At 71.5% G+C, this 24912-nt stretch carries 24 protein-coding genes; 12 read left to right on the top strand and 12 right to left on the bottom strand.

The genetic code is table 11. From position 1 onward, the window contains the following. Both ACI379_RS14635 and ACI379_RS14640 read left to right on the top strand, forming a co-directional pair. A partial coding sequence (locus ACI379_RS14635; protein ID WP_439792833.1) for a DUF3093 domain-containing protein occupies nt 1-392 on the top strand: 392 nt, incomplete at its 5' end. Nucleotides 393-401: 9 nt separating this feature from the next. Then, entirely contained in the window at nt 402-701 is a 300-nt protein-coding gene (locus ACI379_RS14640; protein ID WP_439792834.1) for a DUF4235 domain-containing protein, read from the top strand. Between the two features lie 73 nt (nt 702-774). Here ACI379_RS14640 and ACI379_RS14645 read toward each other — a convergent pair whose 3' ends face one another. The 3 genes from ACI379_RS14645 to ACI379_RS14655 form a co-directional block, all read right to left on the bottom strand. Beyond that, nucleotides 775-1065, bottom strand: a complete 291-nt coding sequence (locus tag ACI379_RS14645; protein ID WP_439792835.1) for a DUF4193 domain-containing protein — start codon at nt 1063-1065, stop codon at nt 775-777. Nucleotides 1066-1191: 126 nt separating this feature from the next. Beyond that, on the bottom strand, nt 1192-2055 hold the full coding sequence (locus tag ACI379_RS14650; RefSeq protein WP_439792836.1) for an inositol monophosphatase family protein: 864 nt from the start codon (nt 2053-2055) through the stop codon (nt 1192-1194). After that, a complete protein-coding gene (locus ACI379_RS14655; protein WP_439792837.1) occupies nt 2052-3182 on the bottom strand; it encodes a ferrochelatase in 1131 nt (376 codons plus the stop codon). The genes ACI379_RS14650 and ACI379_RS14655 overlap by 4 nt, the downstream gene beginning before the upstream one ends. A 98-nt stretch (nt 3183-3280) precedes the next feature. On the opposite strand from ACI379_RS14655, the gene ACI379_RS14660 reads away from it, so the two are divergent. Beyond that, on the top strand, nt 3281-4603 hold the full coding sequence (locus tag ACI379_RS14660; RefSeq protein ID WP_439792838.1) for a D-arabinono-1,4-lactone oxidase: 1323 nt from the start codon (nt 3281-3283) through the stop codon (nt 4601-4603). 118 nt (nt 4604-4721) lie between these two features. On the opposite strand, the gene ACI379_RS14665 is transcribed toward ACI379_RS14660, so the two are convergent. Further along, nucleotides 4722-5369, bottom strand: coding sequence for a trimeric intracellular cation channel family protein (locus tag ACI379_RS14665; RefSeq protein WP_439792839.1), 648 nt, complete (start codon nt 5367-5369; stop codon nt 4722-4724). A 147-nt stretch (nt 5370-5516) separates the two neighbouring features. On the opposite strand from ACI379_RS14665, the gene sepH reads away from it, so the two are divergent. Both sepH and ACI379_RS14675 read left to right on the top strand, forming a co-directional pair. Then, nucleotides 5517-6509: a septation protein SepH gene (sepH, locus tag ACI379_RS14670; RefSeq protein WP_439792840.1), complete on the top strand. Its 993-nt coding sequence runs from the start codon at nt 5517-5519 to the stop codon at nt 6507-6509. Further along, complete coding sequence (locus tag ACI379_RS14675) at nt 6506-7354, top strand: MOSC domain-containing protein (protein ID WP_439792841.1); 849 nt, start codon at nt 6506-6508, stop codon at nt 7352-7354. The genes sepH and ACI379_RS14675 overlap by 4 nt, the downstream gene beginning before the upstream one ends. Nucleotide 7355: 1 nt before the next feature. On the opposite strand, the gene ACI379_RS14680 is transcribed toward ACI379_RS14675, so the two are convergent. Beyond that, entirely contained in the window at nt 7356-8177 is an 822-nt protein-coding gene (locus ACI379_RS14680; RefSeq protein WP_439792842.1) for a sulfurtransferase, read from the bottom strand. 45 nt (nt 8178-8222) lie between these two features. Between ACI379_RS14680 and ACI379_RS14685 the strand changes: the two genes are divergently transcribed. After that, nucleotides 8223-8906: a thymidine kinase gene (locus ACI379_RS14685; RefSeq protein WP_439792843.1), complete on the top strand. Its 684-nt coding sequence runs from the start codon at nt 8223-8225 to the stop codon at nt 8904-8906. Between the two features lie 103 nt (nt 8907-9009). Here the strand turns inward: ACI379_RS14685 and ACI379_RS14690 are convergent, their stop codons facing one another. The 3 genes from ACI379_RS14690 to ACI379_RS14700 are packed head-to-tail and all read right to left on the bottom strand — an operon-like array spanning nt 9010 to nt 13443. Continuing rightward, nucleotides 9010-10143: an alkaline phosphatase family protein gene (locus ACI379_RS14690; protein WP_439792844.1), complete on the bottom strand. Its 1134-nt coding sequence runs from the start codon at nt 10141-10143 to the stop codon at nt 9010-9012. Next, nucleotides 10140-10718: a DUF5998 family protein gene (locus tag ACI379_RS14695; RefSeq protein WP_439792845.1), complete on the bottom strand. Its 579-nt coding sequence runs from the start codon at nt 10716-10718 to the stop codon at nt 10140-10142. Before ACI379_RS14695 ends, ACI379_RS14690 begins: the two co-directional genes overlap by 4 nt. 19 nt (nt 10719-10737) lie before the next feature. Further along, a complete protein-coding gene (locus ACI379_RS14700; protein ID WP_439792846.1) occupies nt 10738-13443 on the bottom strand; it encodes a bifunctional acetate--CoA ligase family protein/GNAT family N-acetyltransferase in 2706 nt (901 codons plus the stop codon). Between the two features lie 163 nt (nt 13444-13606). On the opposite strand from ACI379_RS14700, the gene ACI379_RS14705 reads away from it, so the two are divergent. The 4 genes from ACI379_RS14705 (at nt 13607) to ACI379_RS14720 (ending at nt 19153) form a co-directional block, all read left to right on the top strand. Further along, nucleotides 13607-16090, top strand: coding sequence for a DNA gyrase/topoisomerase IV subunit A (locus tag ACI379_RS14705; protein ID WP_439792847.1), 2484 nt, complete (start codon nt 13607-13609; stop codon nt 16088-16090). 6 nt (nt 16091-16096) lie between these two features. After that, entirely contained in the window at nt 16097-16822 is a 726-nt protein-coding gene (locus ACI379_RS14710) for an LppX_LprAFG lipoprotein (RefSeq protein ID WP_439792848.1), read from the top strand. Continuing rightward, entirely contained in the window at nt 16819-18597 is a 1779-nt protein-coding gene (locus ACI379_RS14715) for an MFS transporter (RefSeq protein WP_439792849.1), read from the top strand. The genes ACI379_RS14710 and ACI379_RS14715 overlap by 4 nt, the downstream gene beginning before the upstream one ends. Before the next feature lie 61 nt (nt 18598-18658). Continuing rightward, on the top strand, nt 18659-19153 hold the full coding sequence (locus ACI379_RS14720; RefSeq protein WP_439792850.1) for a beta-class carbonic anhydrase: 495 nt from the start codon (nt 18659-18661) through the stop codon (nt 19151-19153). Nucleotides 19154-19275: 122 nt separating this feature from the next. Here ACI379_RS14720 and ACI379_RS14725 read toward each other — a convergent pair whose 3' ends face one another. Continuing rightward, on the bottom strand, nt 19276-21348 hold the full coding sequence (locus ACI379_RS14725) for a DNA gyrase/topoisomerase IV subunit B (protein ID WP_439792851.1): 2073 nt from the start codon (nt 21346-21348) through the stop codon (nt 19276-19278). Nucleotides 21349-21693: 345 nt separating this feature from the next. On the opposite strand from ACI379_RS14725, the gene ACI379_RS14730 reads away from it, so the two are divergent. Next, nucleotides 21694-21924, top strand: coding sequence for a DUF7455 domain-containing protein (locus tag ACI379_RS14730; RefSeq protein ID WP_439792852.1), 231 nt, complete (start codon nt 21694-21696; stop codon nt 21922-21924). Nucleotides 21925-22003: 79 nt separating this feature from the next. Continuing rightward, a complete protein-coding gene (locus ACI379_RS14735; RefSeq protein ID WP_439792853.1) occupies nt 22004-22480 on the top strand; it encodes a DUF456 domain-containing protein in 477 nt (158 codons plus the stop codon). A 28-nt stretch (nt 22481-22508) separates the two neighbouring features. Here ACI379_RS14735 and ACI379_RS14740 read toward each other — a convergent pair whose 3' ends face one another. The 3 genes from ACI379_RS14740 to ACI379_RS14750 form a co-directional block, all read right to left on the bottom strand. Next, nucleotides 22509-23108 carry a TetR/AcrR family transcriptional regulator gene (locus ACI379_RS14740; RefSeq protein ID WP_439792854.1) on the bottom strand — a complete coding sequence of 200 codons (600 nt, stop codon included), beginning with the start codon at nt 23106-23108 and terminating at the stop codon, nt 22509-22511. Next, a complete protein-coding gene (locus ACI379_RS14745; RefSeq protein WP_439792855.1) occupies nt 23105-24403 on the bottom strand; it encodes a hypothetical protein in 1299 nt (432 codons plus the stop codon). Before ACI379_RS14745 ends, ACI379_RS14740 begins: the two co-directional genes overlap by 4 nt. Before the next feature lie 173 nt (nt 24404-24576). Next, nucleotides 24577-24912: sigma-70 family RNA polymerase sigma factor (locus tag ACI379_RS14750; RefSeq protein ID WP_439792856.1), on the bottom strand; the 336-nt coding region annotated here is incomplete at its 5' end.

Genomic DNA, 24912 nt, shown 5'->3' on the forward strand with positions numbered 1-24912 from the left:
TGCTCGTCGCCAGCCTCTGGCTGGCGCTGGTCGTGGCCATCGCCGAACCGTGGGCCTGGGGCATCTCCGGGGTCGCCCTGCTCGTCATGGCGGGCTCCTTCGTCTCGTACGGCTCGGCGCAGGTGCGGCTGACCGACGGCGTCCTGCACGTGGGCCGCGCCCACATCGGCGTCGAGCACCTCGGGCGCGTCGAGGTCCTCGGCAAGGACGAGATGCGGCTGGCCGCCGGACGTGACGCCGATCCGCGCGCCTTCATGGTGCTGCGGCCGTACCTCAAGCGTGGCGTCCGCATCGAGGTCGTCGACCCGTCCGACCCGGCCCCGTACTGGCTCTTCCACACCCGACGCGGCCAGGATCTGGCGAACGCCCTGGCTGGCGCCCTCGATCGCTAGGGTGGCGGCATGGCTACCGGCTCGAACAACAGCAAGCTCTGGACAGGGTTCTCCCTCGTCGCCGCCCTCGGTGCGGCGACGGTGGCCCGCAAGGTGCTGGACACCACGTGGCGAGCCACGACGGGCAAGACCCCGCCGGCCAACCCCGCCGACCCCGACGTCGAGCTGTGGGAGGCCGTCGCCTGGGCCGCGGTCAGCGGCACCCTGATCGCCCTGGCCCGCATGCTCGCGACCCGTCGGGCCGCCCAGTACTACCAGCGCAGCACCGGCCACCTGCCCGCGCAGCTGCAGAAGGACCCCCTCCTCTGAGCGCGGGCCGACAGGCCCCGGAAACGCAGAACACCGCCGACCACTGGGAAGGTCGGCGGTGTTCTACGTCCGCTCAGATGCAGTCGCGGCAGATCAGCTTCGCCTCGTCGGCGAGCTGCGACCGGTGGTGCACCAGGAAGCAGCTCATGCACGTGAACTCGTCGTCCTGACGAGGCATGACCTCAACGGCCAGCTCCTCGTGCGACAGGTCGGCACCCGGAAGCTCGAACGACTCAGCGGCCTCAGCCTCGTCCTCGTCGACCTTGCCGGAGTTCTTGTCGTGCCGGCGAGCCTTCAGTTCCTCGATGCTCTCCTCGCTCTGGTCCTCCTCGGACTTGCGCGGTGCGTCGTAGTCAGTAGCCATGCCCACCCTCCATCAGGACCTTGTGGGTCCGTTTCACCTCGTGCTTCGGCGCCAGATTGTGCACCATTTCTGCGTCTCAGGTGTATCCGGGGTCGCAGCGGTCGGAAAACGGTGTCGGCCGCCGGTCTATTCCCGAAACTCGCCAGGTGAACGAGAGGTGAACCCGGAGCGAACAAGCAGGGCGCCGAAAGCGTCCCAGGAGGCCTCCGACGTACCCACGAGTAGCCCTCGGGGGTCGGCACCGGGGACCGTCTCCGGCAGCGATCCCGGGACCAGCTCGAACCGACCGCCGGCCTCGCTCAGGACCAGCCCGCCAGCGCTGTGGTCCCACGGGCGCGGCCCCTCCTCGACGTACGCGTCGGCCGTCCCCTCGGCGACGTGGCACAGGTCGAGGGCGCACGAACCCATCCGCCGAATGTCACGCACGGCGGGCAGCATCCGGGCCACGCACGCGGCCTGGTGGGCCCGCACCTCGGCCTGGTAGCCGAAGCCCGTCAGCACCAACCACTGCGACTCGGGCGTGGGACTTCTCACACCGATCGACTGCCCGTCGCGGGTCGCGCCGTGGCCCGCGGCGGCGGCGTACGTGGTCGAGGTGACGATGTTGACGACCGCCCCGGCCACGACCCGCTCCCCCACCTCCGCGGCCACGGAGACGGCGCACTCGGGCAGGCCGTACAGGTAGTTCACGGTCCCGTCGATCGGGTCGACGACCCACCGCACCCCGGACGTGCCCGGACGGTCCTCGCCCTCCTCGCCGAGCACGGCGTCGTCCGGCCGCTCCCTCAGCAACCGCTCCCGGATCAGCTCCTCGCACGCCCGGTCGGCGGCGGTGACGACGTCGACAGCACTCGACTTGGTGTCCGCGACCTCGATACCGTCCGCCCGCATCCGACGGGCCAGGGCGGCCGCCTCCGTCGCCAGCGAGACCGCGAGGTCCCGCAGGACCCGCGGGTCGGGAATCCCCTCGGTGCCCACGTCCGGGCTCACTGCCCGCACAGGGCGGGTCGGTCGCCGCGCGCGTTCGCGCAGCAGCCGACCGGGCACAGGTCCGGCCACGCCGGCTCCGAGCCCACGGCGGCGCGTACGACGGGCTCCCCCCGCTCGGCGGCCGCGCGCTCCACCAGGAGGTCCTTGAGCCCGGCGACGAAGGCCGGGGCCACGCCGGCCGTCGCGGCCCGGGTCGCGAGCAGCCCGAGCCGCCCGGCGGTCGCCAGCGCCTCCGTGTCGAGGTCGTAGACGACCTCCATGTGGTCCGAGACGAACCCGATCGGGGCCAGCACGACGGCGGTCGTCCCGCCCTCCTGCAGGGCCTCGAGGTGGTCGTTCACGTCGGGCTCGAGCCACGGGACGTGCGGGGACCCCGACCGCGAGCAGTAGACGAGGTCCGCCCCGTGGGTGTTCCCCGTCCGCTCCGCGACGCGCGCCACCAGCTCGTCCACGAGGCTGCGGTGCTGCCGCTCGTACGCCCGTGGCTGGGCCGGGTCGCCGGACGCCTGTGCCATCTGCTCGGGGATCGAGTGGGTCACGAAGACGAGGCGGGCCCGGGCGCGCTCCGGCTCCGGTAGCCCGTGGAGTGCCTCGACGAGAGCGTCGGCGTTGGCCTCGACGAAGCCGGGGTGGTTGAAGTACTGGCGCAGACGGTCCAGGCGCGGGGCTCCGGGGACCGCCGCCACCGCGTCGGCGAGGTTCTCGCGGTACTGCCGGCAGCTGGAGTACGAGGAGTACGCCGACGTCGTCAGCACCGCCGCCCGGGTGATCCCGTCGGCCGCCATCTGGGCCAGCACGTCGGTGAGGTACGGCTCCCAGTTCCGGTTGCCCCAGTAGAGCGGGACACCGATGCCCGCGGCGTCGAGCTCGGCGCGGAGGGCGGCCAGCAGGGCCCGGTTCTGGTCGTTGATGGGGCTCTTGCCGCCGAACCCGAAGTAGTGCTGCCCGACCTCGACGAGCCGCTCGGGCGGGATGCCGCGCCCCTTGGTGACGTTCTCCAGGAACGGGACCACGTCCTCGGGCCGCTCGGGACCGCCGAAGGACAGCAGCAGGACGGCGTCGTACGGGCTCACGTCCACCCCTGCCGTCGCGTTCGGTTCGATGGTCGGCAGGGAGGTCGCTTCCATGGCGTCAGCGTAATGAGTTGGGCAACTGCCCTAGATCAGTAGGGGTCTCCCCCGCGTTGCGTGCGCGTGCGGGCGCCGCATTCACTACTGTGCGGTCCATGTCGACAACACGCGCCCCCCACGACTGGAGCAACTGGGCCGGTCTGGCCCACGCCCAGGTCTCCGAGGTCCTCAGCCCGCCGGACGCCGCCGCCGTCCAGGAGGCAGTCACCCGTGCCCGCGACGCAGGGCGCCGGGTCAAGATGGTGGGCACGGGCCACAGCTTCACCGACATCTCCGCGCCCCAGGACGTCATGCTCCGCCCCGACCGCATGGGTGGCATCGTCTCCGTCGACCGGGAGGCGATGACCGCGACGGCCCTGGCCGGGACCCCGCTGAAGGTGCTCAACGCGTCGCTGGCCGAGATGGGCCTGTCCCTGCACAACATGGGCGACATCGACGAGCAGACCCTGGCCGGCGCCACGGCGACCGGCACCCACGGCACGGGCGGTGTCGCCGCCGGCCTGGCGGCCCAGATCGCGGGGCTCGAGCTCGTCACGGGCACCGGCGAGCTGCTGCGGGCCAACGCGCAGGAGAACCCGGACGTCTTCGAGGTGGCCCGCGTCGGCCTCGGCGCACTGGGCATCCTCACCACGATCACCTTCAAGGTCGAGCCGCTCTTCCTCCTCGAGGCCCACGAGCAGCCGATGGAGTGGTCGCGCCTGGTCAGTGAGTACGACGACCTGGCCGCCGACTGCCACCACCTCGACGTCTTCTGGTTCCCGCACACCGACCGCGCCATGGTGAAGCAGAACCGCCGGCTGGCCGCCGACGTCTCCGAGGCCGAGCCGCCGTCGCGCTTCGCCGCCTGGTGGGAGGACGAGTTCATCTCCAACACCGTGCTCGGGCTGATGTGCAACCTGACCAACCGCGCCCCGTCGACGATCCCGACGTTCAACCAGATCGCCGGGCGCGCCCTGTCCGAGCGTCGCTACTCCGACATCGCGCACCAGGTGTTCACCAGCCCGCGCCGCGTCGTGTTCCGCGAGATGGAGTACGCCGTGCCGCGCGAGGTCGGGATCGAGGTGCTCAAGGAGTGCCGCAAGGCGCTGGACGCCTCGGACTGGAAGATCAACTTCCCCGTCGAGATCCGCAACGCCCCGGCCGACGACATCCCGCTGTCCACGGCCAACGAGCAGGACTCGTTCTACCTCGCCTTCCACACGCACGGCGACGCCGACCACACGGCGTACTTCGCGGGCATCGAGGAGATCCTCAAGGCCCACGGCGGCCGACCCCACTGGGGCAAGCTGCACACGCGCGACGCCGACGAGCTGCGGGGCGTGTACCCGCGCTTCGAGCAGTTCCTCGCCATGCGCGACCGCCTCGACCCCGACCGGGTCTTCGCGAACCCCTACCTCGAGCGCGTGCTGGGCGCCTGACGCCTGCGCGGGTCGAGCCTGTCGAGACCTTCAGCGTCTCGACAGGCTCGACGAGCAGGTGCGGGTCGGCGCCAGGTGCGGGGCGGCGGCAGGTGCGGGGCGGCGGCAGGTGCTGGCCTCAGGCGGTCGCGTTGCCCCGGGGCAGCGGCGCGTTCCAGCCCCACCGCATGGCCAGCAGGCGCCACACCAGGCACGTGCCAGCGCCGGCCGCGAGCACCAACCACAGCGGCTGGCCCCACTCGTGCAGGGCGACCGAGATCCCGGCGCCGAACAGTGCGGGGGTGCCGTACAGGACGCCGGAGAAGACGACCGGCACGCGGCCGGCGAGGACGTCGCGCATCATGCCGCCGCCGATCCCGGTGACGAGACCCATCACGGCGGCCGCGACCGGCTCCAGCCCGAAGGCGAGCGCCTTCAACGCGCCGGTGACGCAGAACAGCGCCAGCCCCATCGCGTCGAACAGGTCCACCACGCGCTCCAGACGTCCCACGAGCGGGTGGTGCACGAAGGTCACCAGACCGGCGACCACGGGCACCAGCAGGTAGCGCCAGTCCTGCAGGGCCGCCGGCGGCACCGCGCCGATCAGCACGTCGCGCAGGAACCCTCCGCCCAGCCCGGTGACCAGGGCCAGCACCAGCGCGGCGAACAGGTCGAAGTGACGGCGCACGGCCAGCAGGGCCCCGCTGACCGCGAAGGCGAAGATCCCGACCAGGTCGGCGGCCACCAGCAGGGAACCAAACTCCACCGCCATCTCGTTTTCCGCCACCCGAGAAGGTTAGTGCTGGTGCACCCGCCCGACGAACCCGCGGCACACGCCCCCACAAGCCCACGACGCAGGGGGCGCTGGCGTAGGCTCGTGCGTGTCGGCGTGTGCGTCGACGTCCCGCCGACCACCGTCAGGAGTGCCCCACAGATGCCGCAGCTCACGCTCACGGGTCTGAGCCGTGACGGGAAGCGCCTGCTGCTGGTGGACGAGACCGGGACTGAGCACACGTTGGCGGTGGACTCCGTACTCCGCGCAGCGGTACGGGGCGAACGCGACCGCATCGGACAGTTGGAGATTCAGATGGAATCAGCCCTCCGCCCGCGAGACATCCAGGCCCGGATCCGGGCCGGGGAGAGCCCTGAGGCGGTCGCCGAGGCGGCCCAGACCAACGTCGAACGGATCATGCCGTACGCCGCCCCGGTCCTGGCCGAGCGTGAGCACATGGCCGAGCGTGCCCAGGGATCCTCGGTGCGCCGTACCGGCGACGGCGCGCGCATCCTCGGGGAGGCCGTGGCCGCGCAGCTGCGTGCCCACAACGTCGACCCGGAGTCGGTCGAGTGGGACGCCTGGCGCCGCGAGGACGGCCGCTGGACCCTGACCGCGCTGTACGAGACGGCGGAGCGCGCCGGCCTGGGATCGTTCTCGTTCGACACCCGCGGCAACTACGTCACCGTGGACGATGACGACGCCAAGTGGCTGATCGGCGACGCCCGCCCGGTGGCACCGTCCACCCCGGCGCGCGACGACCTGCAGGCGGCGCGCGAGCGGCGCCTGGGCGTGAACAACTTCGACGAGGACGGTGACGTCGGCGACGACGCCATCGAGCTGGTCACCGCACCCGCACCGTCACGCCCCGCTCCGGCCTCACCGGTGGAGACCACGCTGGACCTCGACCCGGTCCGCGGGCTCCCGTCCTCGCCGGACGCGGACGAGCCGCTCCCGTGGGAGACGCCCGCTCCCCAGGCGCCCACCGCCCAGGAGCCGGCCGACGAGGCCGCCGCCGAGGCTGAGGACGTGACAGTGGCCGAGGCGGAGCCCGTTCCCGCCCCGACCAAGAAGTCGTCGCGGCGCAAGGGACGCGCCTCGGTGCCGAGCTGGGACGAGATCATGTTCGGCGGCGGGGGCGGCCGGAGCGAGTGAACCTGCGACTCAGGTCGCTGCACGTCCACCCCCTGAAGTCCGGGGCGGTCCGTGACGTGCAGCGCGTCGACGTGACCGGCCGTGGCCTGTCGGACGACCGCTCCTGGATGGTGGTGGACGCCACCGGTCAGATGGTGACCGCCCGCCGCGACCACCGGCTGCTGCACGTGCAGGCCGACACGGCTGCCACGGACGCCTCGGTCGCCGTACCGCTGCGGCTGCGTGGGCCGGGCCTGCCAGACCTGGGGGTCCCGGTTCCGGCGGGCTCCCCCACCCCGGTCACCCTGCACGGCGAGGAGCTGGCCGGCGTCGACGCCGGCGACGAGGCCGCGGCGTGGTTGCGTACGGCGCTGGGTCGCGACGACGTGCGCCTGGTCTGGTGCGACGACCCCGACCGACGTGCCCTGGACCCGGCGTACACCTCCCCCGAGGAGCACACCGCGTACGCGGACTCGTACCCGGTGACGGTGGCGACCACGGCATCGATGGCCCAGCTCAACGACTGGATCGCTGAAGGTGCCGTCGAGCGCGGCGAGGAGCTCCCCGATCCCCTGCCGGTGGCCCGGTTCCGGCCCAACCTCGTGGTTGACGGCGGGACCGCCTTCGACGAGGACTCCTGGCGACGGGTCCGGGTCGGCGAGGTGTCGTTCCGGGTCACCAAGGCGTGCAGCCGGTGCGTGCTGACGACGGTGGACCCGGTGACGCTCGCGCGCGGAAAGGAGCCGATCCGCACCCTGGCGCGGCACCGCAACGTCGGCGGCAAGACCCTGTTCGCGGTCAACCTCGTCCCCGAGACCACCGGCACCCTGCACGTCGGCGACGACGTCGTGGTGGAGCGCGGCTGAGTCAGCCCCGCTCGACGGGTCGCGTCGGGTCGGCGACCCAGCCGGACCAGCTCCCGGGGTACAGCGCGGCCCGTACGCCGGCGACCTCGAGGGCCAGGACGTCGTGGGCGGCGGTGACGCCCGAGCCGCAGTAGACCGCCACGTCCGCGCCCGGCACCGCGCCGGCCTCCGCGTACACCTCGCGCAGATCCTCGGCGGGCAGGAAGAGCCCCCGCTCGTCGAGGTTGCGGTCGGTGGGGACGTTCCGGGCTCCCGGGATGTGGCCGGCAACCGGGTCGATGGGCTCCACCTCGCCGCGGTAGCGCTCGGGTGCCCGGGCGTCGAGCAGCACGTCGACGCCGAGCACGTCGGCGGCCTCCACGAAGGGCATGCCCGGCTCGCTGGACACGGCGAAGGTCCCGGGGTGCGGCACCCGCGCGGAGCCCGTCTCCGCTCCCAGCCCCGCGGCGCGCCACGCCGTCCAGCCGCCGTCGAGGACCCGTACGTCCGGGTGCCCGTGGTGGCGCAGCAGCCACCACGCCCGGGCGGCCGCCCTGCCCTGCCAGTCGTCGTAGACGACCACCGGGCGGTCGTTGCTGACGCCGACGGCGCGCATGGCGTCCTGGAACTCCTCGACGCCCGGCAGCGGGTGCCTGCCGCCGGCTCCCGGCGGGGAGGCGAGCACGCTGTCGAGGTCGACGTGCACGGCGCCGGGCACGTGGCCCTGCTCGTACGCCTCCCGTCCGGGCGGTCCGCCGAGCTGGTACCGGACGTCGAGGACGGTCACGTCGTCGAGGGTGGCGGCGAGCTCAGCAGATGAGATGAGGGGCGTCCGTCGCGTCATGGCGCCCAGTCTGCCGTCCCCGGATGTGAAAGGATCGCCGACGACATGGCTGAACTGCACTTCTTCACGGGCACGATGGACTCCGGCAAGTCGACGCTGGCGCTCCAGACCAACCACAACCACGCGGCCCGGGGCCGTGCTGGCCGGATCTTCACCACCCACGACCGGGCTGGCGAGGCGGTGCTGTCGAGCCGGTTGGGGCTGACCCACGAGGCGCTCGAGGTGGACCAGGAGTTCGACTTCTGGAAGTACGTCGTGACGTCGCTGACCCACGGCGCCCGGATCGACTACCTGATCTGCGACGAGGCCCAGTTCTACACGCCGGCGCAGGTCGACCAGCTGGCCAAGGTCGTCGACGAGCTGCAGATCGACGTCTTCGCGTTCGGCATCCTCACCGACTTCCGCTCGTCGCTGTTCCCGGGCAGCGCCCGGCTCGTCGAGCTGGCCGACCGGTTCAACGTGCTCCAGGTCGAGGCGTTGTGCTGGTGCGGGAAGCGCGCCACCCACAACGCGCGCACCGAGGACGGGGTGATGGTCACCGAGGGTGAGGTCGTGGTCGTCGGCGACGTCGAGACCCTCGCCTCCCCCGGAGCCGGCACAGCGGTCCCCGGGGCGGAGAACCCCGAGGTCGCCTACGAGGTGCTGTGCCGCCAGCACCACCGCCGCAGGCTCACCGCGGACCGCGCCAAGGCCGTCTCACTGGCTCCCGAGCCGCTGCCGTTCGGCTGAGGCACCGTACGCCTGCAACGTGCTGCGACCCGGTCGCCAGGGCGACCACGTGGCAGCACGTCCGGAGTCGCGTACGACGATCCGGTCGCGAGCGGTTGTCGTCTCAGTCCACCAGGAACGGGATCAGCATCTCGTCGGCGGTCAGCGAGCCGTGCAGACCGACCATCGTCTTCTCGTAGGCGAAGTCGGCGCTCGAGAAGATCCCCGTGTTGCCCCGGCACGCCACCATCACGTCACCGAGGCGCGGCAGCACCGATGGTCCGACGTCGCCGAACCAGCCGCGGGCGACCGCCTCGTCGCGGCGCAGCACGTCGGCCTTGCCCATGAGGGTCTGCTTCCAGGTGGAGACGACGTCGTCGACGGCCCCCTCGCGCACGTACAGGTGCCGGAACCGGGCCTCGCCGCCCATCAGGTCCACCCCGTCGCGCAGCTCGATCACCTCGTCCACGTCGACCTGCGCCAGCGAGGGGCAGTCGACCATGCCGTGGTCGGCGACGACGACCAGACGCGTCGAGGACGGCAGCGCCTCCCGCATCGCCTGCACCTGGTCGTCGATGACGCCGAGCTGACGGAACCACTGCCGGGAGGCGACACCGAACTTGTGGCCCGTCCAGTCGAGGTCGGAGTCGTACACGTACGTCACCGACGGCGACCGGTCCGAGGCAGCCACGGCTGCAGCCAACCGCTCGGCGACCTTGTCGGCACCGACGTACGAGGCGCCCTGCTGGGAGACCCGCGTCAGCCCGGAACCCTCGAACTCGCGGCGGTTGACCGCGGTCACCTGCACACCGGCCGCGGCCAGCCGGGCGAAGGCGGTGGGATGCGGCTGCCACTCGGTGGGGTCGACCGGCGCGTCCCACTTGAGGTGGTTGAGCAGCCGGTCGGTGCCCGGGACCCGCGCGGTGTACCCGACGAGGCCGTGACCCCCGGGGGCGAGCGCGGTGCCCAGCGAGGTCAGCGAGGTGGCCGTCGTCGAGGGGACGCCGGCCGTACCCACCGCACCGGCGTCGAGCAGCGAGGCGAGGTACGGGGCGGCGCGGCGGTGCCGGGCCAGCAGCTCGGCGCCCAGACCGTCGACGAGGAAGACCACGTACGCGCCGGCGTCCGGCAGCTCCAGCGCGGAGGGGGCCGGTCCGAGCACGTCGGCCCCCAGCCCGAGGGCGCCCGCCACGGCTGGCAGGACGTCGGCCAGCGAGCGTTGGCCGTACTCGGGGGCGACGAACCCGGTCGGTCTCACGACCGGTGGGTCCGCGCCGACAGGGTCTCGGCGAAGGCCAGCAGCCCGGCGACGGCCTGCTCCCCCTCGGCAGCGGCGGAGACGCGCAGCGAGAAGTCGTCGCCCGAGACCACGCCCGTGTAGCCGTGGTCGGCGTCGCAATTGGGGTCGGAGCAGCCGGCGGGCTCGAGGTCGACCCGGCTCACGCCGCCCCACCCGATGGTGAGGACGACCTCGGCGGCCGGGGCCGGGCCCGAGGTCGGGTTGGCGACCATGCGGGTCACGACGACCGACTTGATCGCCGACAGGCTGATCGCCTCGGTCGAGGTGGAGGTGTACGGCTGCGGCAACAGGTTGTCGCCCGGGTGCTCGTCGGTGTGGGCCAGCACGAGCCGCGACGCCGTCAGGGCGACGACGGTCAGGTGCCGGCGGACCTCGTCGTGGTCGAAGGTCGGCTCGTGGTGGACGTAGTGGTCGATGACGTCCTCGCCGCCCAGGGCGGAGAACACGGCGTCGGCAACGACTTCCGGGTAGTAGCCGGTGCGGTCGATCGCCGCACGCAGGGAGCCGGCCGTGCCGGGGGTCTTGCTACGCATGACGGCAGTCTGTCACCTCTCACATCGCCATGGTGTCGCCGGGGATCGTGCTGAGGCGACGTACGAACCAGTCCGAACGTGGGTCCAGAACGGGCTCGATGCGGATCGTCGCGCCCAGCACGGCGGCGCCGCTGGCGCCCGCGAGGACGAGCGGCAGCTCGAGCTGGCGCACCTGGGGCAGGTCGTTCTGCAGCTGGGCCACCCGCCGGACGAGGTCCTCCACGCGACTGACGTCGACGATCTCGGTGCCGCGGTAGCCGAACAGCAGCGGGGACGCCTTGATCTCGCGGATCATGTCCTGCGCGTCGTGCTCGGCCAGCGGGGGGATCCGGAACGAGCGGTCGCCGAGCAGCTCGGTCATCGGGCCACCCACGCCGAACGAGATCACCGGCCCGAACAGCGGGTCCTCCAGGCTGGTGATCCGGACGGGCACGCCGGGCGGGGCGTTGCGCTGGAGCACGAAGCCGGCCGAGGAGGTGTCCTGGATCATCTCGTGCAGGTCGCCCCACGCGTCGGACAGCTGCTGGGCGTCGTCGATGTTGCGACGCACGTGGGCGAGGTCGGGACGGTGCCGCAGGCGGTCGGCGGTCGCCTTGAGCACGACTCCCCACCCGAGCTGCTCGGCCACCCGGGTGGCCTCGTCCAGGTCGCTGACCGGGATCGTGTCCCACAGGTCGATCCCGTACGTGGCGAGCAGCTTCTTGGCCTCGCCGACCTCCAGGTCGTGCCCCTCGGGGTGGTGCATGAGGAGCTCGTTGACCAGGTGCTTGGCGGCGTCGCGGTCGGCGTTCTCCTCGTCGAACTGCCCACGCTCGGGCGTACGCAGCCACATCGCGTAGCCGACGACCCGCGACAGGGCGCGGACCGCGGCCTCCACCCCGGGGTACGACGGCACGGAGCCACGACCGGCGCTGGCGCCGGCGACGTCGGGCACGCGCAGGAGCTCGGGGATGCCCTCGGCCCCGAGGAACGCCGAGATGATCGGCTTGTCCGACTGCTCCCCCACCGCGGCCAGCACGTTGGCGACGTCGTCGCCGGTGACGTTGATCGGGGGGATGTAGATGACCACGACCGAGTCGACGTCGGGGTCGTCGATCGCGGCGTCCAACGCCTCCTCGAAGTCCTCGGCTCCCGCCTCGGCCCCGAGCGCGACCTGCTTGTTGACCACCAGGCCCACGGTCGCGGCGGCGTCGGCCGCCAGCAGGCCCAGCGCGTCGGAGTTGCCGAGGACGGCGATGCGACGTCCGCGCGGCAGCGGCTGGTGGGCCAGGAACTGCGCGACGTCGAACATCTCCTCCAACGTGTCGACCTGGATCACGCCGGCCTGGCTGAACATCGCGTCGACGGCCTCGCTGGGCGCGGCGATCTTGCGTACGGCGTGACCCATCGGGACACCCTGCGAGCTGCGGCCCGAGCGCACCGCGATGATCGGCTTGCGCCGGCTGACGCGACGGGCGATGCGGGAGAACTTGCGCGGGTTACCGATGGACTCCAGGTACAGCAGGACGACCTCGGTCGCGTCGTCCTCCTCCCAGTACTGCAGGAGGTCGTTGCCGGAGACGTCGGCACGGTTGCCGGCGCTGACGAACGTGGACAGGCCCAGACCACGGTTCTGGACCTTCTCCAGGATCGCCGTGCCCAGCGCACCGGACTGGCAGAAGAAGCCAGCGCGGCCGCGCGGCGGCATCACGTTGGAGAGCGACGCGTTGATCTGGACCTCGGGGTCGGTGTTGATGACACCGAGGGCGTTGGGGCCGATCAGGCGCAGGCCGTACGAGCGGGACAGGCCCACGAGGCGGCGCTGGCGCTGGCGGCCCTCCTCGCCGGTCTCGGCGAAGCCGGAGGAGACGACGACCAGGCCGTGCACGCCCTTGGCCGCGCAGTCCAGGACGACGTCCTGCACGGCGTTGGCGGGGACGGCGACGATCGCGACGTCGACCTCGCCGGGGATGTCGCTGACCGACTTGTACGCCGGCATGCCGGCCACCGCGTCGGCGCTCGGGTTGACCACGTGGACGCGGCCGGTGAAGTCACCGAGCACGAGGTTGCGCACCAGCAGGTGACCGACGGTGTCCTGGCGCCGGCTGGCGCCGATCACGGCCACCGAGCGCGGCCGGAAGAACCGCTCGATCGAGGCCGACTCCGCACGGTGCTCGCGCTGCATCATGACGTCGAGGGCCGTCTCGGTGGGGTCGATGTCGAACTCGAGGCCCATCACGCCGTCCTCGAACGCCGAGCTGACCTGGTACCCGGCGTCCTTGAACGTACGGATCATCGCGTGGTTCTCGGGCAGCACCTCCGCCACGAACTTCTCGATGCCGCGCTCGCGGCCGGCCTGGGCGAGGTGCTCGAGGAGGATCTGACCGATGCCGCGGCCCTGGTGCTCGTCCTGGACGAGGAAGGCGACCTCGGCCTCGCCCTCGCGGATCTTGTCGTACCGGCCGACCGCGATCATCTTGCCGGCCACGAGGATGATGAACGCGACCCGGTCGACGTGGTCGACCTGGGTGAAGCGGATCTGGTCGCGCTCGGAGAGCTGCGGCATCGGGGAGAAGAACCGGTAGTACTTCGACTGGTCGGAGACCTGCGCGTAGAAGTTCACGAGCAGTTCGCGGTCCTCGGGCCGGATCGGCCTGATGTGGGCCGCGCGGCCGTCGCGCAGAAGTACGTCTGCCTCCCAGTGGCGGGGCGGCTGGGCGGGCTGGTCGAGCGCGGCATCCGTCACGCGGCCAACATATCGCGCCGGGTGGCGTCGCGAGGCCCCACCGTCCATCCCGCCGGACGCGGCGACGGCGCACCCCCGAACCGCACGCCGCGAGCGGCCAAACCGGGGCGTCCCCGGCGTGCCCCGCGCCGATCCGGGCGCTGCGGCAGGGACAATGCGACCCATGGCACGACGTAGCACCCCGCCCCCGGTCGACGACGACTTCGAGGAGCACATCCTCGACACAGACATCCGGGACGAGATGCAGTCGTCGTTCCTCGAGTACGCCTACTCGGTCATCTACTCCCGCGCCCTGCCTGACGCCCGCGACGGGCTCAAGCCGGTGCAGCGCCGCATCCTCTACACGATGGACGACATGGGGCTGCGCCCCGACCGCGGCCACGTCAAGAGCGCGCGCGTGGTGGGCGAGGTCATGGGCCGCCTGCACCCGCACGGTGACGGCGCGATCTACGACGCCCTGGTCCGGATGGCCCAGCCGTGGTCCATGCGGCTGCCGATGATCGACGGCCACGGCAACTTCGGCTCGCCCGACGACTCGCCGGCCGCCATGCGTTACACCGAGTGCCGGATGGCACCGGCGGCCGTGGCGATGACGGCCTCGATCGACGAGGACACCGTCGACTTCAAGCCCAACTACGACTCCCGTGAGATGGAGCCCGCCGTGCTCCCCGCGGCGATCCCCAACCTGCTGGTCAACGGCACCGCCGGCATCGCGGTGGGCATGGCGACCAACATCGCCCCGCACAACCTGGTCGAGGTCGTCCAGGCGCTGCGGCACCTGATCACCCACCCCAAGGCCGACCTCGACGACCTGATGCGGTTCATCCCCGGCCCGGACCTGCCCACCGGCGGCAAGATCGTCGGGCTCGACGGGGTGCGCGACGCGTACGAGTCGGGTCGCGGCACGTTCAAGATGCGCGCCACCGCCCGCATCGAGAACGTCACGCCGCGCCGCAAGGGCATCGTGGTCACCGAGCTGCCGTACGGCGTGGGAACCGAGCGCGTGATCGGCAAGATCAAGGACCTCGTGATCGCCAAGAAGCTCCAGGGCATCTCGGACATCAAGGACCTCACCGACCGCGAGCACGGCCTGCGCCTGGTGATCGAGGTCAAGAACGGCTTCGTCCCCGAGGCGCTGCTCGAGCAGCTCTACAAGATGACGCCGATGGAGGACTCCTTCGGGATCAACGCGGTCGCGCTGGTCGACGGCCAGCCGCGCACGCTGGGCCTCAAGGAGCTCCTGCAGGTCTTCCTGTCGCACCGCTTCGAGGTCGTGCGCCGCCGCTCGGCGTACCGTCGCGGCAAGGCGCTGGACCGCCTGCACCTGGTCGACGGACTGCTGATCGCGATCCTCGACATCGACGAGGTCATCCAGCTGATCCGCAGCAGCGACAACGCGGCCAGCGCCAAGGAGCGCCTCATGCAGGTCTTCGACCTGTCGCAGATCCAGGCCGAGTACATCCTCGACATGCCGCTGCGCCGTCTGACCAAGTTCTCCACGCTCGAGCTGGAGAAGGAGAAGAGCGAGCTGCAGGCCACCATCGAGGCGCTCGACGCGATCCTCGGTGACGAGAAGGTGCTCCGCAAGGTCGTCTCGGACGAGCTCGCCGAGATCGCCAAGGCCCACGGGACCCCGCGGCGTACGGTCCTGCTGGCCTCGGCCGGCACGACGGTCACCGCCGCCGCGGCCGCCCCGCTCGAGGTGGCCGACGACCCGTGCTTCGCGTTCCTCTCCTCCGGTGGCCTGCTCGCGCGGACCACGGGCGTCGAGGCCCCCGGTCACGGCGAGACCCGCGCCAACCACGATGTCGTGGTCTCGGCGGTGCGGACCAGTGCCCGCGCCGAGGTCGGCGTGGTCACCTCGCTGGGCCGCCTGGTCAAGATCAACGTGCTCGACATGCCGGAGCTGCCCGCCTCGGCCAACGACCCCAACCTGCAGGGCGGACTGCCGCTGTCGGAGATCATCTCCCTGCAGGCCGGCGAGAAGGCTCTCGCCCTGACCAGCCTCGACCCCGACGGTGTCGGACTGGCGCTGGGCACCCGCGACGGCGTCGTCAAGCGGGTCAACCCCGAGGTTCTGTCCCGCGACGAGTGGGAGGTCATCGGCCTCAAGGACGGCGACGTCGTCGTCGGCGCCGTCGAGCTGCGCACGGGCCACGAGACGCTCTGCTTCGTCACCTCCGACGCCCAGCTGCTGCACTTCGGTGCCGACCTGGTCCGTCCCCAGGGACGCTCCGGCGGCGGCATGGCGGGCATCAAGGTCTCCTCCGGGCAGCACGTGACCTTCTTCGGCGCGTTCGACCCGGCCGAGGCCGTCGTCGTGACGATCTCCGGGTCCTCGACCGCCCTGCCCGGCACCGAGGTGGGCGCCGTCAAGGTGACCCCGCTCTCGGAGTACCCCAGCAAGGGCCGCGCCACCGGCGGCGTGCGGTCGCACCGCTTCCTCAAGAACGAGGACACGCTGCTCACCGCCTGGGTGGGCCCGGGTCCGGCCCGTGCGGCCGCCGCGAGCGGCTCCCCCGTCGACCTCCCCGAGGCGGTCGGTCGACGCGACGGCTCCGGCCTTCCCGCCGCCCAGCCGATCGCCGCCGTCGGCTCCCCTGTGGTACATCAGGTGACCGCGGACGCCCCCACCACCGAAGGATGAGTTGAGATGCTGACCCCCACGCGTACCAAGGCCCTCGTGGCCGCCACCGTGCTCGCCAGCACTGCGCTCCTGGGCGCCTGCTCCGAGGACGAGTCGCCCACGGCGGGGATGGACGCCGAGGAGCTGCTCGCCACCGCCGCGCAGACGCTCTCCGACACCGAGGGCGTCACCGTGGACCTCACCACGGAGTCGCTGCCCGACGGGGTCAACGGCATCACCGGGGCCAAGGGTGAGACGAACTCGTCCCCCGCCTTCTCCGGCTCGATCACCGTCTCCATCGCCGGCACGGCCGCCGAGGTCCCCGTGGTCTCCGTCGACGGCACCGTGTACGCGGTCCTGCCGTTCACCTCCGGCTACGACGTGGTCGACCCGACCGAGTACGGCGCCCCCGACCCGGCCACGCTGGTCGCCTCCGACGCCGGCTTCGTCGCCGTGCTCAACGCCACCGAGGACGCCGAGGCGGGCACGTCCGTGCGCGGTGGCTCGGGCAACACCGAGGTGCTGACCCCGGTGACCGGCACCGTCGACGGCGAGTTCGTGAAGCAGATCATCCCCGCGGCCGCGGCCGAGACCTTCGACGTCGAGTGGCTCGTCACCGAGGACGGAGAGCTGCGGACCGCCGAGGTGTCCGGCGTCTTCTACGAGGGCCACGAGGAGACGACGTACACCGTGAACTTCACCGGCTACGGCAAGGCCGCCGAGATCACCGCCCCGGAGACCAAGGGCCAGTGACGGCCGCGACCGGCACTGCCACGACGTCCGCGCGCTGGCTGCTGTCGCTGGCCGCGCTCGCGGTCTGCTTCGCCGCGGCCGACACGTACGTGGTGGTGCTGGCGCTGCCCGACATGATGGGCAGCGCCGGCGTACCGATCGACCAGCTGCAGCGCGCGGCCCCGATCATCTCGGGCTTCCTGCTCGGGTACGTCGCGATGCTTCCCCTCATCGGTCGCGTCGCGGACCTGCGCGGGCGGGTCCCGGTGCTGGTCTTCTCGCTGGTGCTCTTCGCCATCGGCTCGCTGGTCACGACGCTCGCCTACGACATGCCGAGCATGGTCGTGGGGCGGTTCCTGCAGGGCGTCGGCGGTGGTGGCCTCGTCCCGGCCACACTGGCGCTGGTTGCCGACCTGTACCCGGCCGAGCGGCGCGGCGTGCCGCTGGGCGTGGTGTCGGCGGTCCAGGAGCTGGGTTCGGTGCTGGGGCCGCTGTTCGGCGCGGTCGTCCTGGCTGTTGCTGACTGGCGGGCGATCTTCGCCGTGAACGTGGCGGTCGGTCTGGTGCTGGCCGCCGCCATCGCGGCGTTGCGCGAGCGCGGCCCCGGGGCGGATCCCGGGCGCCGCAGCAGGTTGCGCCCGGACTGGCTCGGCCTGGGTCTGGTCGTCCTGCTGGGGCTGGCGCTGGGGCTCGCCATGGTGCAACCACCCCCGTTGATGCGTGACGTGACGTGGGGGCAGCTGTTCATCTCGTTCCTCGACGGCAGCCGCTGGTTCACCCCGATCGGGGTCGTCGCCGCGGCGCTGGCCGTGGTGCTCGTGACGTGGCTGTGGTTCGCGCGCCGCCCCTTCTTCGACCTGCGCGGGTGGGGGCGCAGCCTGCTGGAGGCGGACCTCGTCGGTGCGCTGTGGCTCGCGGTCGCGCTGGGCGGTGTGATCCTGGCCTTCGCCACGGCAGACCCCAAGGTCCAGGTCTTCTCCCCCGGTGGCCTCTGGTTCCTGCTCGGCGGGGCGTTGGCCGCCGGTGTCTTCGTGTGGCACCTGCGTCGTACGGCGGCCCCGCTGCTGCCCCGGGCGGCGCTGGCCCGTACGCCCGCGTGGGGTGCCCTCGTGGTGAGCTTCTTCATCGGTGCGGCCCTGATCGCGGCCCTGATCGACATCCCGCTGTTCGCGCGCACGACCGTGTACCCGGACTCCCAGCTGCTGGCCGCGCTCGTGCTGGTGCGGTTCCTGGTCGCCCTCCCGGTGGGCGCCGTGCTCGGGGGGTACCTGATCCGCCGCTTCGCCCCCGGGCCCGTGACGGCGGTCGGGATGCTGCTGGCGGCCGGCGGCTTCGTCCTGATGACCCGTTGGGGCCTCACGACGTTGGAGGAGCCGGTCGCGAACGTGGCACTCCTGCTGGGCGGCCTCGGTTTCGGGCTGGCGCTGGCGCCGGTCAACGCGGCCCTGCTCGCCTTCACCGACGACGCCGTGCACGGCGTGGCCAGCGCCTTCGTCGTGGTGGCGCGCATGGTCGGCATGCTGGTCGGCATCTCGGCCCTCACCACGCTGGGGCTGCGCCGCTTCTACTCCGCCCGGGACGCGGTCCCGCCGGTGCAGGAGGTCTGCGACGGCAAGAGCCGCTGCGCCGAGTTCACCGAGCTGCTGAGGCTGGCCGGCATCGCCCAGGAGCACGCCGTCTTCTGGGGTGCCGCCGGGTGCGCCGTCGTGGCTGCGGCAGCTGCGTTGGTGTTCTTCCGTCAGGCGGGCCCGGCCGGGCAGGCCGCGGGGCTCCGTACGGGCCTCGGGCTGGGGTAGTCGCCCATCTCACAGGGTCCCCTGCCGACGTACGGTCCGCGGGTGGCTAAGGTCGGAGGTTGTGGACGACTTCACCGATCTCCTGTCAGCCAACCGCGACTATGCGGCCTCCTCCGACCTGAGCGGCTTCGACGGCATCGCCCGCGCGGGCGTCGCGATCGTCACCTGCATGGACTCGCGCATCGACCCCCTGAAGATGCTGGGCCTCTCGCACGGCGACGCCAAGATCTTCCGCAACCCGGGCGGTCGCGTCACCCCGCAGGCGCTCACCGCACTCGTGCTCGGCTCGCACTTCCTGAACGTCAGCCGGATCCTGGTCGTGCCGCACACCCGCTGCGCCATGGCGTCCAGCACCGAGCAGGACATGCACAAGCGCATCGCCGAGATCTCCGGCCAGGACGCCTCCTGGCTCGACCTCGGCGCGATCCCCGACCAGGAGCAGGCCCTGGGCGAGGACGTGCACAAGGTGCGCAGCCACCCGCTGATCCCCGACACCGTCACGGTCGGCGGATTCATCTACGACGTCGACACAGGTCTGCTGGACCAGAAGTTCTGATCGTCACGACGTGCTTCGGTGCGGTCGTTCCGGCGACCGCACCGTCGTACGTCACCCCTGACGTGCGACGAGGTGGCCGCTCCGGCGGCCGTACCGCAGCACGTACCTGAGGCCGGTCGGCGTCAGGCGTCGAGCGACTCCATGTCGACCTCGTACGCCCCCTGGACGATGAACTCCTTGCGCGGCGCGACGTCCGAGCCCATCAGCAGCTCGAAGACGTCCGAGGCCATCTCGGCGTCGTCAACGGTGAGACGGCGCAGCGTGCGGTGGCGCGGGTCCATGGTGGTCTCGGCCAACTGGTCAGCGTCCATCTCGCCGAGACCCTTGTAGCGCTGCACCGGGTCCTTCCAGCGGACGTTCTTCTTCTTCAGCTCCGCCAGCTTCCGCTGCAGCTCGTCGTCGGAGTACGTGTAGACGTACTTGTCCATGCCCTTCTTGGGGTTGGACAGCTCGATGCGGTGCAGCGGCGGTACCGCGGTGAAGACGCGCCCGGCGGTGATCATGTCGGGCATGTACTTGAAGAACAGGGTCGCCAGCAGGCAGCGGATGTGGGCGCCGTCGGAGTCGGCGTCGGCCATGAAGATGATGCGGCCGTAGCGGGCCGCGTCGAGGTCGAACGAACGTCCCGACCCGGCGCCGACGACCTGGATGATCGAGGCGCACTCGGCGTTCTTGAGCATGTCGCTCACCGAGGCCTTCTGGACGTTGAGGATCTTGCCCCGGATCGGCAGCAGTGCCTGGAACTCGGAGTTCCGCGCCAGCTTGGCCGTACCGAGTGCGGAGTCACCCTCGACGATGAACAGCTCGGTGCGCTCGTTGTCGCCCGAGCGGCAGTCGGCCAGCTTGGCGGGCAGCGTCGAGGACTCCAGCGCGTTCTTGCGACGCTGGTTCTCCTTGTGCTGGCGGGCGGCCAGACGCGTCTTGGACGCGCCCAGCACCTTCTCCATGACCAGCTTGGCCTGTGCCTTCTCGGCCCTCTTGGTCGAGGTCAGGAAGTTCTTGAGCTCCTTGGCGACCACCCGTCGCACGACCGTACGGGCGGCCGGGGTGCCGAGGATCTCCTTGGTCTGACCCTCGAACTGCGGCTCGGCCAGCCGGACCGTGACCACCGCGGTGAGCCCCTCGAGCACGTCGTCCTTGATCACGTCGGCGTCGGCCACCTTGAGCACCTTGGCAGCGCGCATGGCGTCGTTGAAGGTCTTGGTGAGCGCGTTCTCGAAGCCCGACACGTGGGTGCCGCCCTTGGGGGTGGCGATCACGTTGACGAACGAGCGCAGCGTGGTGTCGTACCCGCTGTCCCAGCGGGCCGCCACGTCCACGAACAGCTCGCGCTCGACCTCCTGGGGCGTCATGTGCCCCTTGTCGTCGAGCAGCGGCACGGTCTCGGTGAACGTGTCCGAGCCCTGCAGGCGCAGCACGTCGGTCACCGGCGCACCCGAGGACAGGAAGTCGACGAACTCGGTGATGCCGCCCTCGTGCCGGAACGACTCGGTGACGGTCTCCTCGCCACGCTGGTCGGTGATGGAGAGGCCCAGACCGGGGACGATGTACGACGTCTGCCGCGCCCGCCCCAGAAGACCCTCGATCTCGAAGGTCGCGTCCTTGGTGAAGATCTGCCGGTCCGGCCAGAAGCGGACCCGGGTGCCGGTACGGCCCTTGGCCACGCGCTTGCCCTTGCGGGACAGACCGTTGGTCGGCGTGAACGCAGCGTCGGGCCCGTCGCCGTCGAAGACCCCGGGCACGCCGCGCTGGAAGGAGATGCCCTGCTGGGCCGGCGAACGGTCGACGTCGATGTCCATGCGCGAGCTGAGCGCGTTGACCACCGACAGGCCGACGCCGTGCAGACCACCGGTGGCGACGTACGAACCGCCGCCGAACTTGCCGCCGGCGTGCAGCTTGGTCGCGACCACCTCGACGCCGGTCAGGCCCGTCTTGGGCTCCTTGTCGGTCGGGATGCCGCGACCGTCGTCGTAGACCTCGACCGAGCCGTCCGGGTGGAGCGTCACCTCGACGTTGCTGGCGAACCCGCCCAGGGCCTCGTCCACGCCGTTGTCGATGATCTCCCACAGGCAGTGCATCAGGCCGCGGGTGTCGGTGGACCCGATGTACATGCCGGGACGCTTCCGGACCGCCTCGAGTCCCTCGAGGACGAGAAGGTGTGCCGCGTTGTACGTGTTGTCTGCCGGTGCTGCCACGGGGGTCCTGTCGTGCTGGGTGGAACGGACCGGTCGCGCGCGACCGGGTCCCTGCGGGACCCCCCGAGGCTACCCGCGTGCCGCGCCGGCGCCGCGCTGCCACGCGGAGGGACGCGCACCCCGCAGCACAGCAATGTGCCCCAGATCACAGTCCCGTCACGAATCCCCCCGGAATGGGTGATCCTCCGCGGGTCGGGGACAATTGAAGGGCGCACCCCGTAGGGTCGTGATTGGATGTGACGGTCAGGCCAGCAGCACCGGTTCACGGGCACCAGGTTCACCACCCGGGAATCTTTGACCCGGCCGCTACGTTGGGCCTGACACCGAGACAGAAACGAGGCCACAGTGACCACTGCCACTGCCCCCAGTCCCGCCGCACTGACGGCAAGCGACCGCTGCGACCGTTGCGGCGCCCAGGCCTACCTCCGTGTCGAGCTCCAGAGCGGCGGCGAGCTGCTCTTCTGCGCTCACCACGCCCGCGAGCACGGCGACAAGATCCGCGAGATCGCGGCCAACGTCCTGGACGAGACCCACAAGCTGCACAGCACTCCCAACGCCGCCAGCACCGAGTCCTGACACCCCTTCGTCGCGCAACGGCCCCGAGCACGCCTCGGGGCCGTTGCCCATTTCCGAGCAGAGTCGGGAGAATCACCGCGTGAGCACACTGGAGGTCCTGGTCGCCGTCGCGATCCTCATCGGGATGCTGGGCATCATCGTCCCCGTCATCCCCGGCGTCCTGCTCATCGCGGGAGGCATCGCCGTGTGGGCCTGGCAGGTCGGCGGCGTCGAGGCGTGGGTCTACTTCGCCGTGGCCGCCGTGGCGCTGGTCGTCGGCCAGGTCGTGAAGTACCTCCTGCCCGGCCGCCAGCTGAGCTCGGGCGGCATCCCGTCCAGCACGCTGTGGATCGGTGCGGCGGGAGCGGCGATCGGCTTCTTCGTCATCCCCGTCGTGGGGATGTTCGTGGGCTTCCCCCTCGGCGTCTACCTCGCCGAGCACCTCCGCCTCGGCAAGGAGGAGGCCTGGCCGGCCACGAAGCTCGCGCTCAAGGCCGTCGGCTTCTCCATCCTCATCGAGCTCGCCTCGGCCGTGGTCGCCGCCGCCGTCTGGGTCGCCGGCGTCGTCGCCACCTGAGCGTCACCCCGGAGGCTCCTCCCCCGCGTCATCCCCCGAACCGCTCGCGGAGGTACGCGGACAGCATGGTCTGGAGCTCGCGCACGGCCCGAGCGCGGGCCCGGGGCTCACGCGGCGCGCGGGCGAGCGTGTTGCGCACGGTCTCGATGCACAGCTCGACCACCAGCCGCAGGTCCTCACGCGGCTCGTCGGAGCCGTCCACGACCTTCGCCACGAACAGGTCGATCAGCTGCTCACGGACGGCGTGCGCCGGCGACTCGTCGCACTCCGGTCCGGAGTCCTCGGTCAGGCGGTAGTAGCCGGGGTGCCTGAGCTGGGCGGCGGAGGCGACCTCGACCAGGCCCACCACCGCGGCTTGGAAGGTCCGTGGTCCGTCGACGGCGTCGACCAGGCGGGTGAAGTCGGCCTGCACCGCCTCGAGGTACCGCTGACCCATGGCCCGCGCGATCTCGTCCTTGTCGGCGAAGAATCGGTACACCGCTCCCACCGAGACCCCGGCCCGGGCCGCAATCGACGTGGTCGAGGCGTTCGCCAGTCCGTGGTCCCCGATCTCCTCCTCCGCAGCCTGCAGGATCCGCTCCACGGTCGCCCGGGAGCGGGCCTGCAGCGGGACGCGCGCGCGGCTCACCTGGTGACGACCTGACCGTTCTCCCGTACGCAGGTGACGCGCACGGCCGGGCTCGCCCAGACCGACGCGAGGCACTGGCCCAGGACCCCGTGCCCGGCTGCGCTGGGGTGCCAGCTCTCCTGGCAGGTCTGGTAGTAGCTCTTGCAGGTGTCCGTCACCCGCTTGATGTCCAGCTTGTCGTAGCCGGAGAACGAGGTGACCTTCACCCCCGTCGGCCCGTCCATCACCCGCAGCGGCGTCGCCAGGGCCGTACCCGGGCTCCCGGGCGCCTCGCACAGGCGCGCCCCGTTGAAGGCGCCCTGGACGTCGAGGTACGTGATCTGGGCGCCCGGGCGCTCAGCCTGGAGCGTGGTGGCCACGTTGCCGACGAGTCCGCCGAGGCGTTGCGAGAAGCGGTGCGCGGGTGCCAGCGAGGCCACGTGCGCCGGGCACCCGGCGGCGTACCGCTCGCGGACCAGGTCGCGGAACTTGTCGCGGGTGTCGGTGCGGCCGTCCTCGTCGAGGTACTGCGCGGCGTACTGCGTCGGAAGCGGGTTCGTGTAGTCCTGCAGCACGACGCGGTGCTGGCCGTCCGCGTCGATCTCGTCGAGGACGTCGAGGACCGTACGGACCTCCGCCAGCGTCTGGGCCTGGGCTGCGCTGAACTCCGCCGTCGTGGCGAGGTCGTCGTCGCTGCAGGGCCGCTCGGTGAGCGTGGTGCCACTCACCCAGTTGATGAAGTGCAGCCACACCTCCCACCACCCGGTGAAGCCGTCGCCCACGAACCGGCCGGCACACTCCGCGGCCACCTCACCGAAGGTGAAAGTGGCGTTGTTGGAGCCGATGCCCAGCAGCACGAGGTCGATGTCGTTGCTCTGCGCGATCGCCCGCAGCTGGTTGACCTGCGAGTCGACCGTACGGCCGTTCGCGCGCGCCGCCGAGGGCTGGGTGAGGTCGGCCGGCTGCGCGCCGGAGCACGCGATGTTGAAGCGCTGGGAGATGCCCGGCAGGGTCGCCCGGTTGATCGACGCGTTGGCGGAGCGGTGGCAGAAGTACGGGTTGCTGTTGGGGGCCGACCAGCCGGGGAAGCCCTGGCTGGTCCCGTTGACGTCCGTGACCGCCTGGTACGCCTCCGCCCCCTCGCCGCTGATGAAGCTGTCGCCCATCGCGACCGCCGCCGTGGGAAGCGCGACCGCGCGGGTCAGGTCGGGTACGGCCGCCCTGTCGACGGGACCTGGGACGGCCTCGTCGGCCAGGGCCGGCGCCCCGGGCACGAAGGTGGCGGCCACGGCCAGCGCGGCCCCTGCGGTGAGCATCCTGCGGAACATCTGGGACCTCCGAGTCGGTCAACCAAAACGCGAACAGTTCTTCGCATCGTGCGCCCGGTGCCGCTGGGCGTCAACCCTTGCGGCGTCCCGAGGGTGGCAGGAAATGCGAGGAACGACCGCCGATCACGGCGGTCGTTCCTCGTACGTCGGGCGGGTCGGACTCAGTCCAGGTAGTCGCGCAGGACCTGCGAGCGCGACGGGTGGCGCAGCTTGGACATCGTCTTGGACTCGATCTGGCGGATGCGCTCACGCGTCACGCCGTAGACCTTGCCGATCTCGTCCAGCGTCTTGGGCTGACCGTCGGTGAGGCCGAAGCGCATCGAGACGACGCCCGCCTCACGCTCCGAGAGGGTGTCGAGGACGGCGTGCAGCTGCTCCTGGAGCAGGGTGAAGGAGACGGCGTCGGCGGGGACGATCGCCTCGGAGTCCTCGATGAGGTCACCGAACTCGGAGTCGCCGTCCTCGCCCAGCGGCGTGTGCAGCGAGATGGGCTCGCG

Source organism: Nocardioides sp., from assembly GCF_051876515.1.
In the GTDB taxonomy this organism is placed as follows: domain Bacteria; phylum Actinomycetota; class Actinomycetes; order Propionibacteriales; family Nocardioidaceae; genus Nocardioides.

Bases quoted from the DNA above. Each gene is read 5' to 3' on its own strand.
- ACI379_RS14705 (WP_439792847.1), top strand. From the start codon at position 13,607: ATGGCACGACGTAGCACCCCGCCCCCGGTCGACGACGACTTCGAGGAG.
- ACI379_RS14655 (WP_439792837.1), bottom strand. From the start codon at position 3,182: ATGGAAGCGACCTCCCTGCCGACCATCGAACCGAACGCGACGGCAGGG.
- sepH (WP_439792840.1), top strand. From the start codon at position 5,517: ATGCCGCAGCTCACGCTCACGGGTCTGAGCCGTGACGGGAAGCGCCTG.
- ACI379_RS14685 (WP_439792843.1), top strand. From the start codon at position 8,223: ATGGCTGAACTGCACTTCTTCACGGGCACGATGGACTCCGGCAAGTCG.
- ACI379_RS14680 (WP_439792842.1), bottom strand. From the start codon at position 8,177: ATGACGCGACGGACGCCCCTCATCTCATCTGCTGAGCTCGCCGCCACC.
- ACI379_RS14660 (WP_439792838.1), top strand. From the start codon at position 3,281: ATGTCGACAACACGCGCCCCCCACGACTGGAGCAACTGGGCCGGTCTG.
- ACI379_RS14745 (WP_439792855.1), bottom strand. From the start codon at position 24,403: ATGCTCACCGCAGGGGCCGCGCTGGCCGTGGCCGCCACCTTCGTGCCC.
- ACI379_RS14710 (WP_439792848.1), top strand. From the start codon at position 16,097: ATGCTGACCCCCACGCGTACCAAGGCCCTCGTGGCCGCCACCGTGCTC.
- ACI379_RS14640 (WP_439792834.1), top strand. From the start codon at position 402: ATGGCTACCGGCTCGAACAACAGCAAGCTCTGGACAGGGTTCTCCCTC.
- ACI379_RS14695 (WP_439792845.1), bottom strand. From the start codon at position 10,718: ATGCGTAGCAAGACCCCCGGCACGGCCGGCTCCCTGCGTGCGGCGATC.
- ACI379_RS14645 (WP_439792835.1), bottom strand. From the start codon at position 1,065: ATGGCTACTGACTACGACGCACCGCGCAAGTCCGAGGAGGACCAGAGC.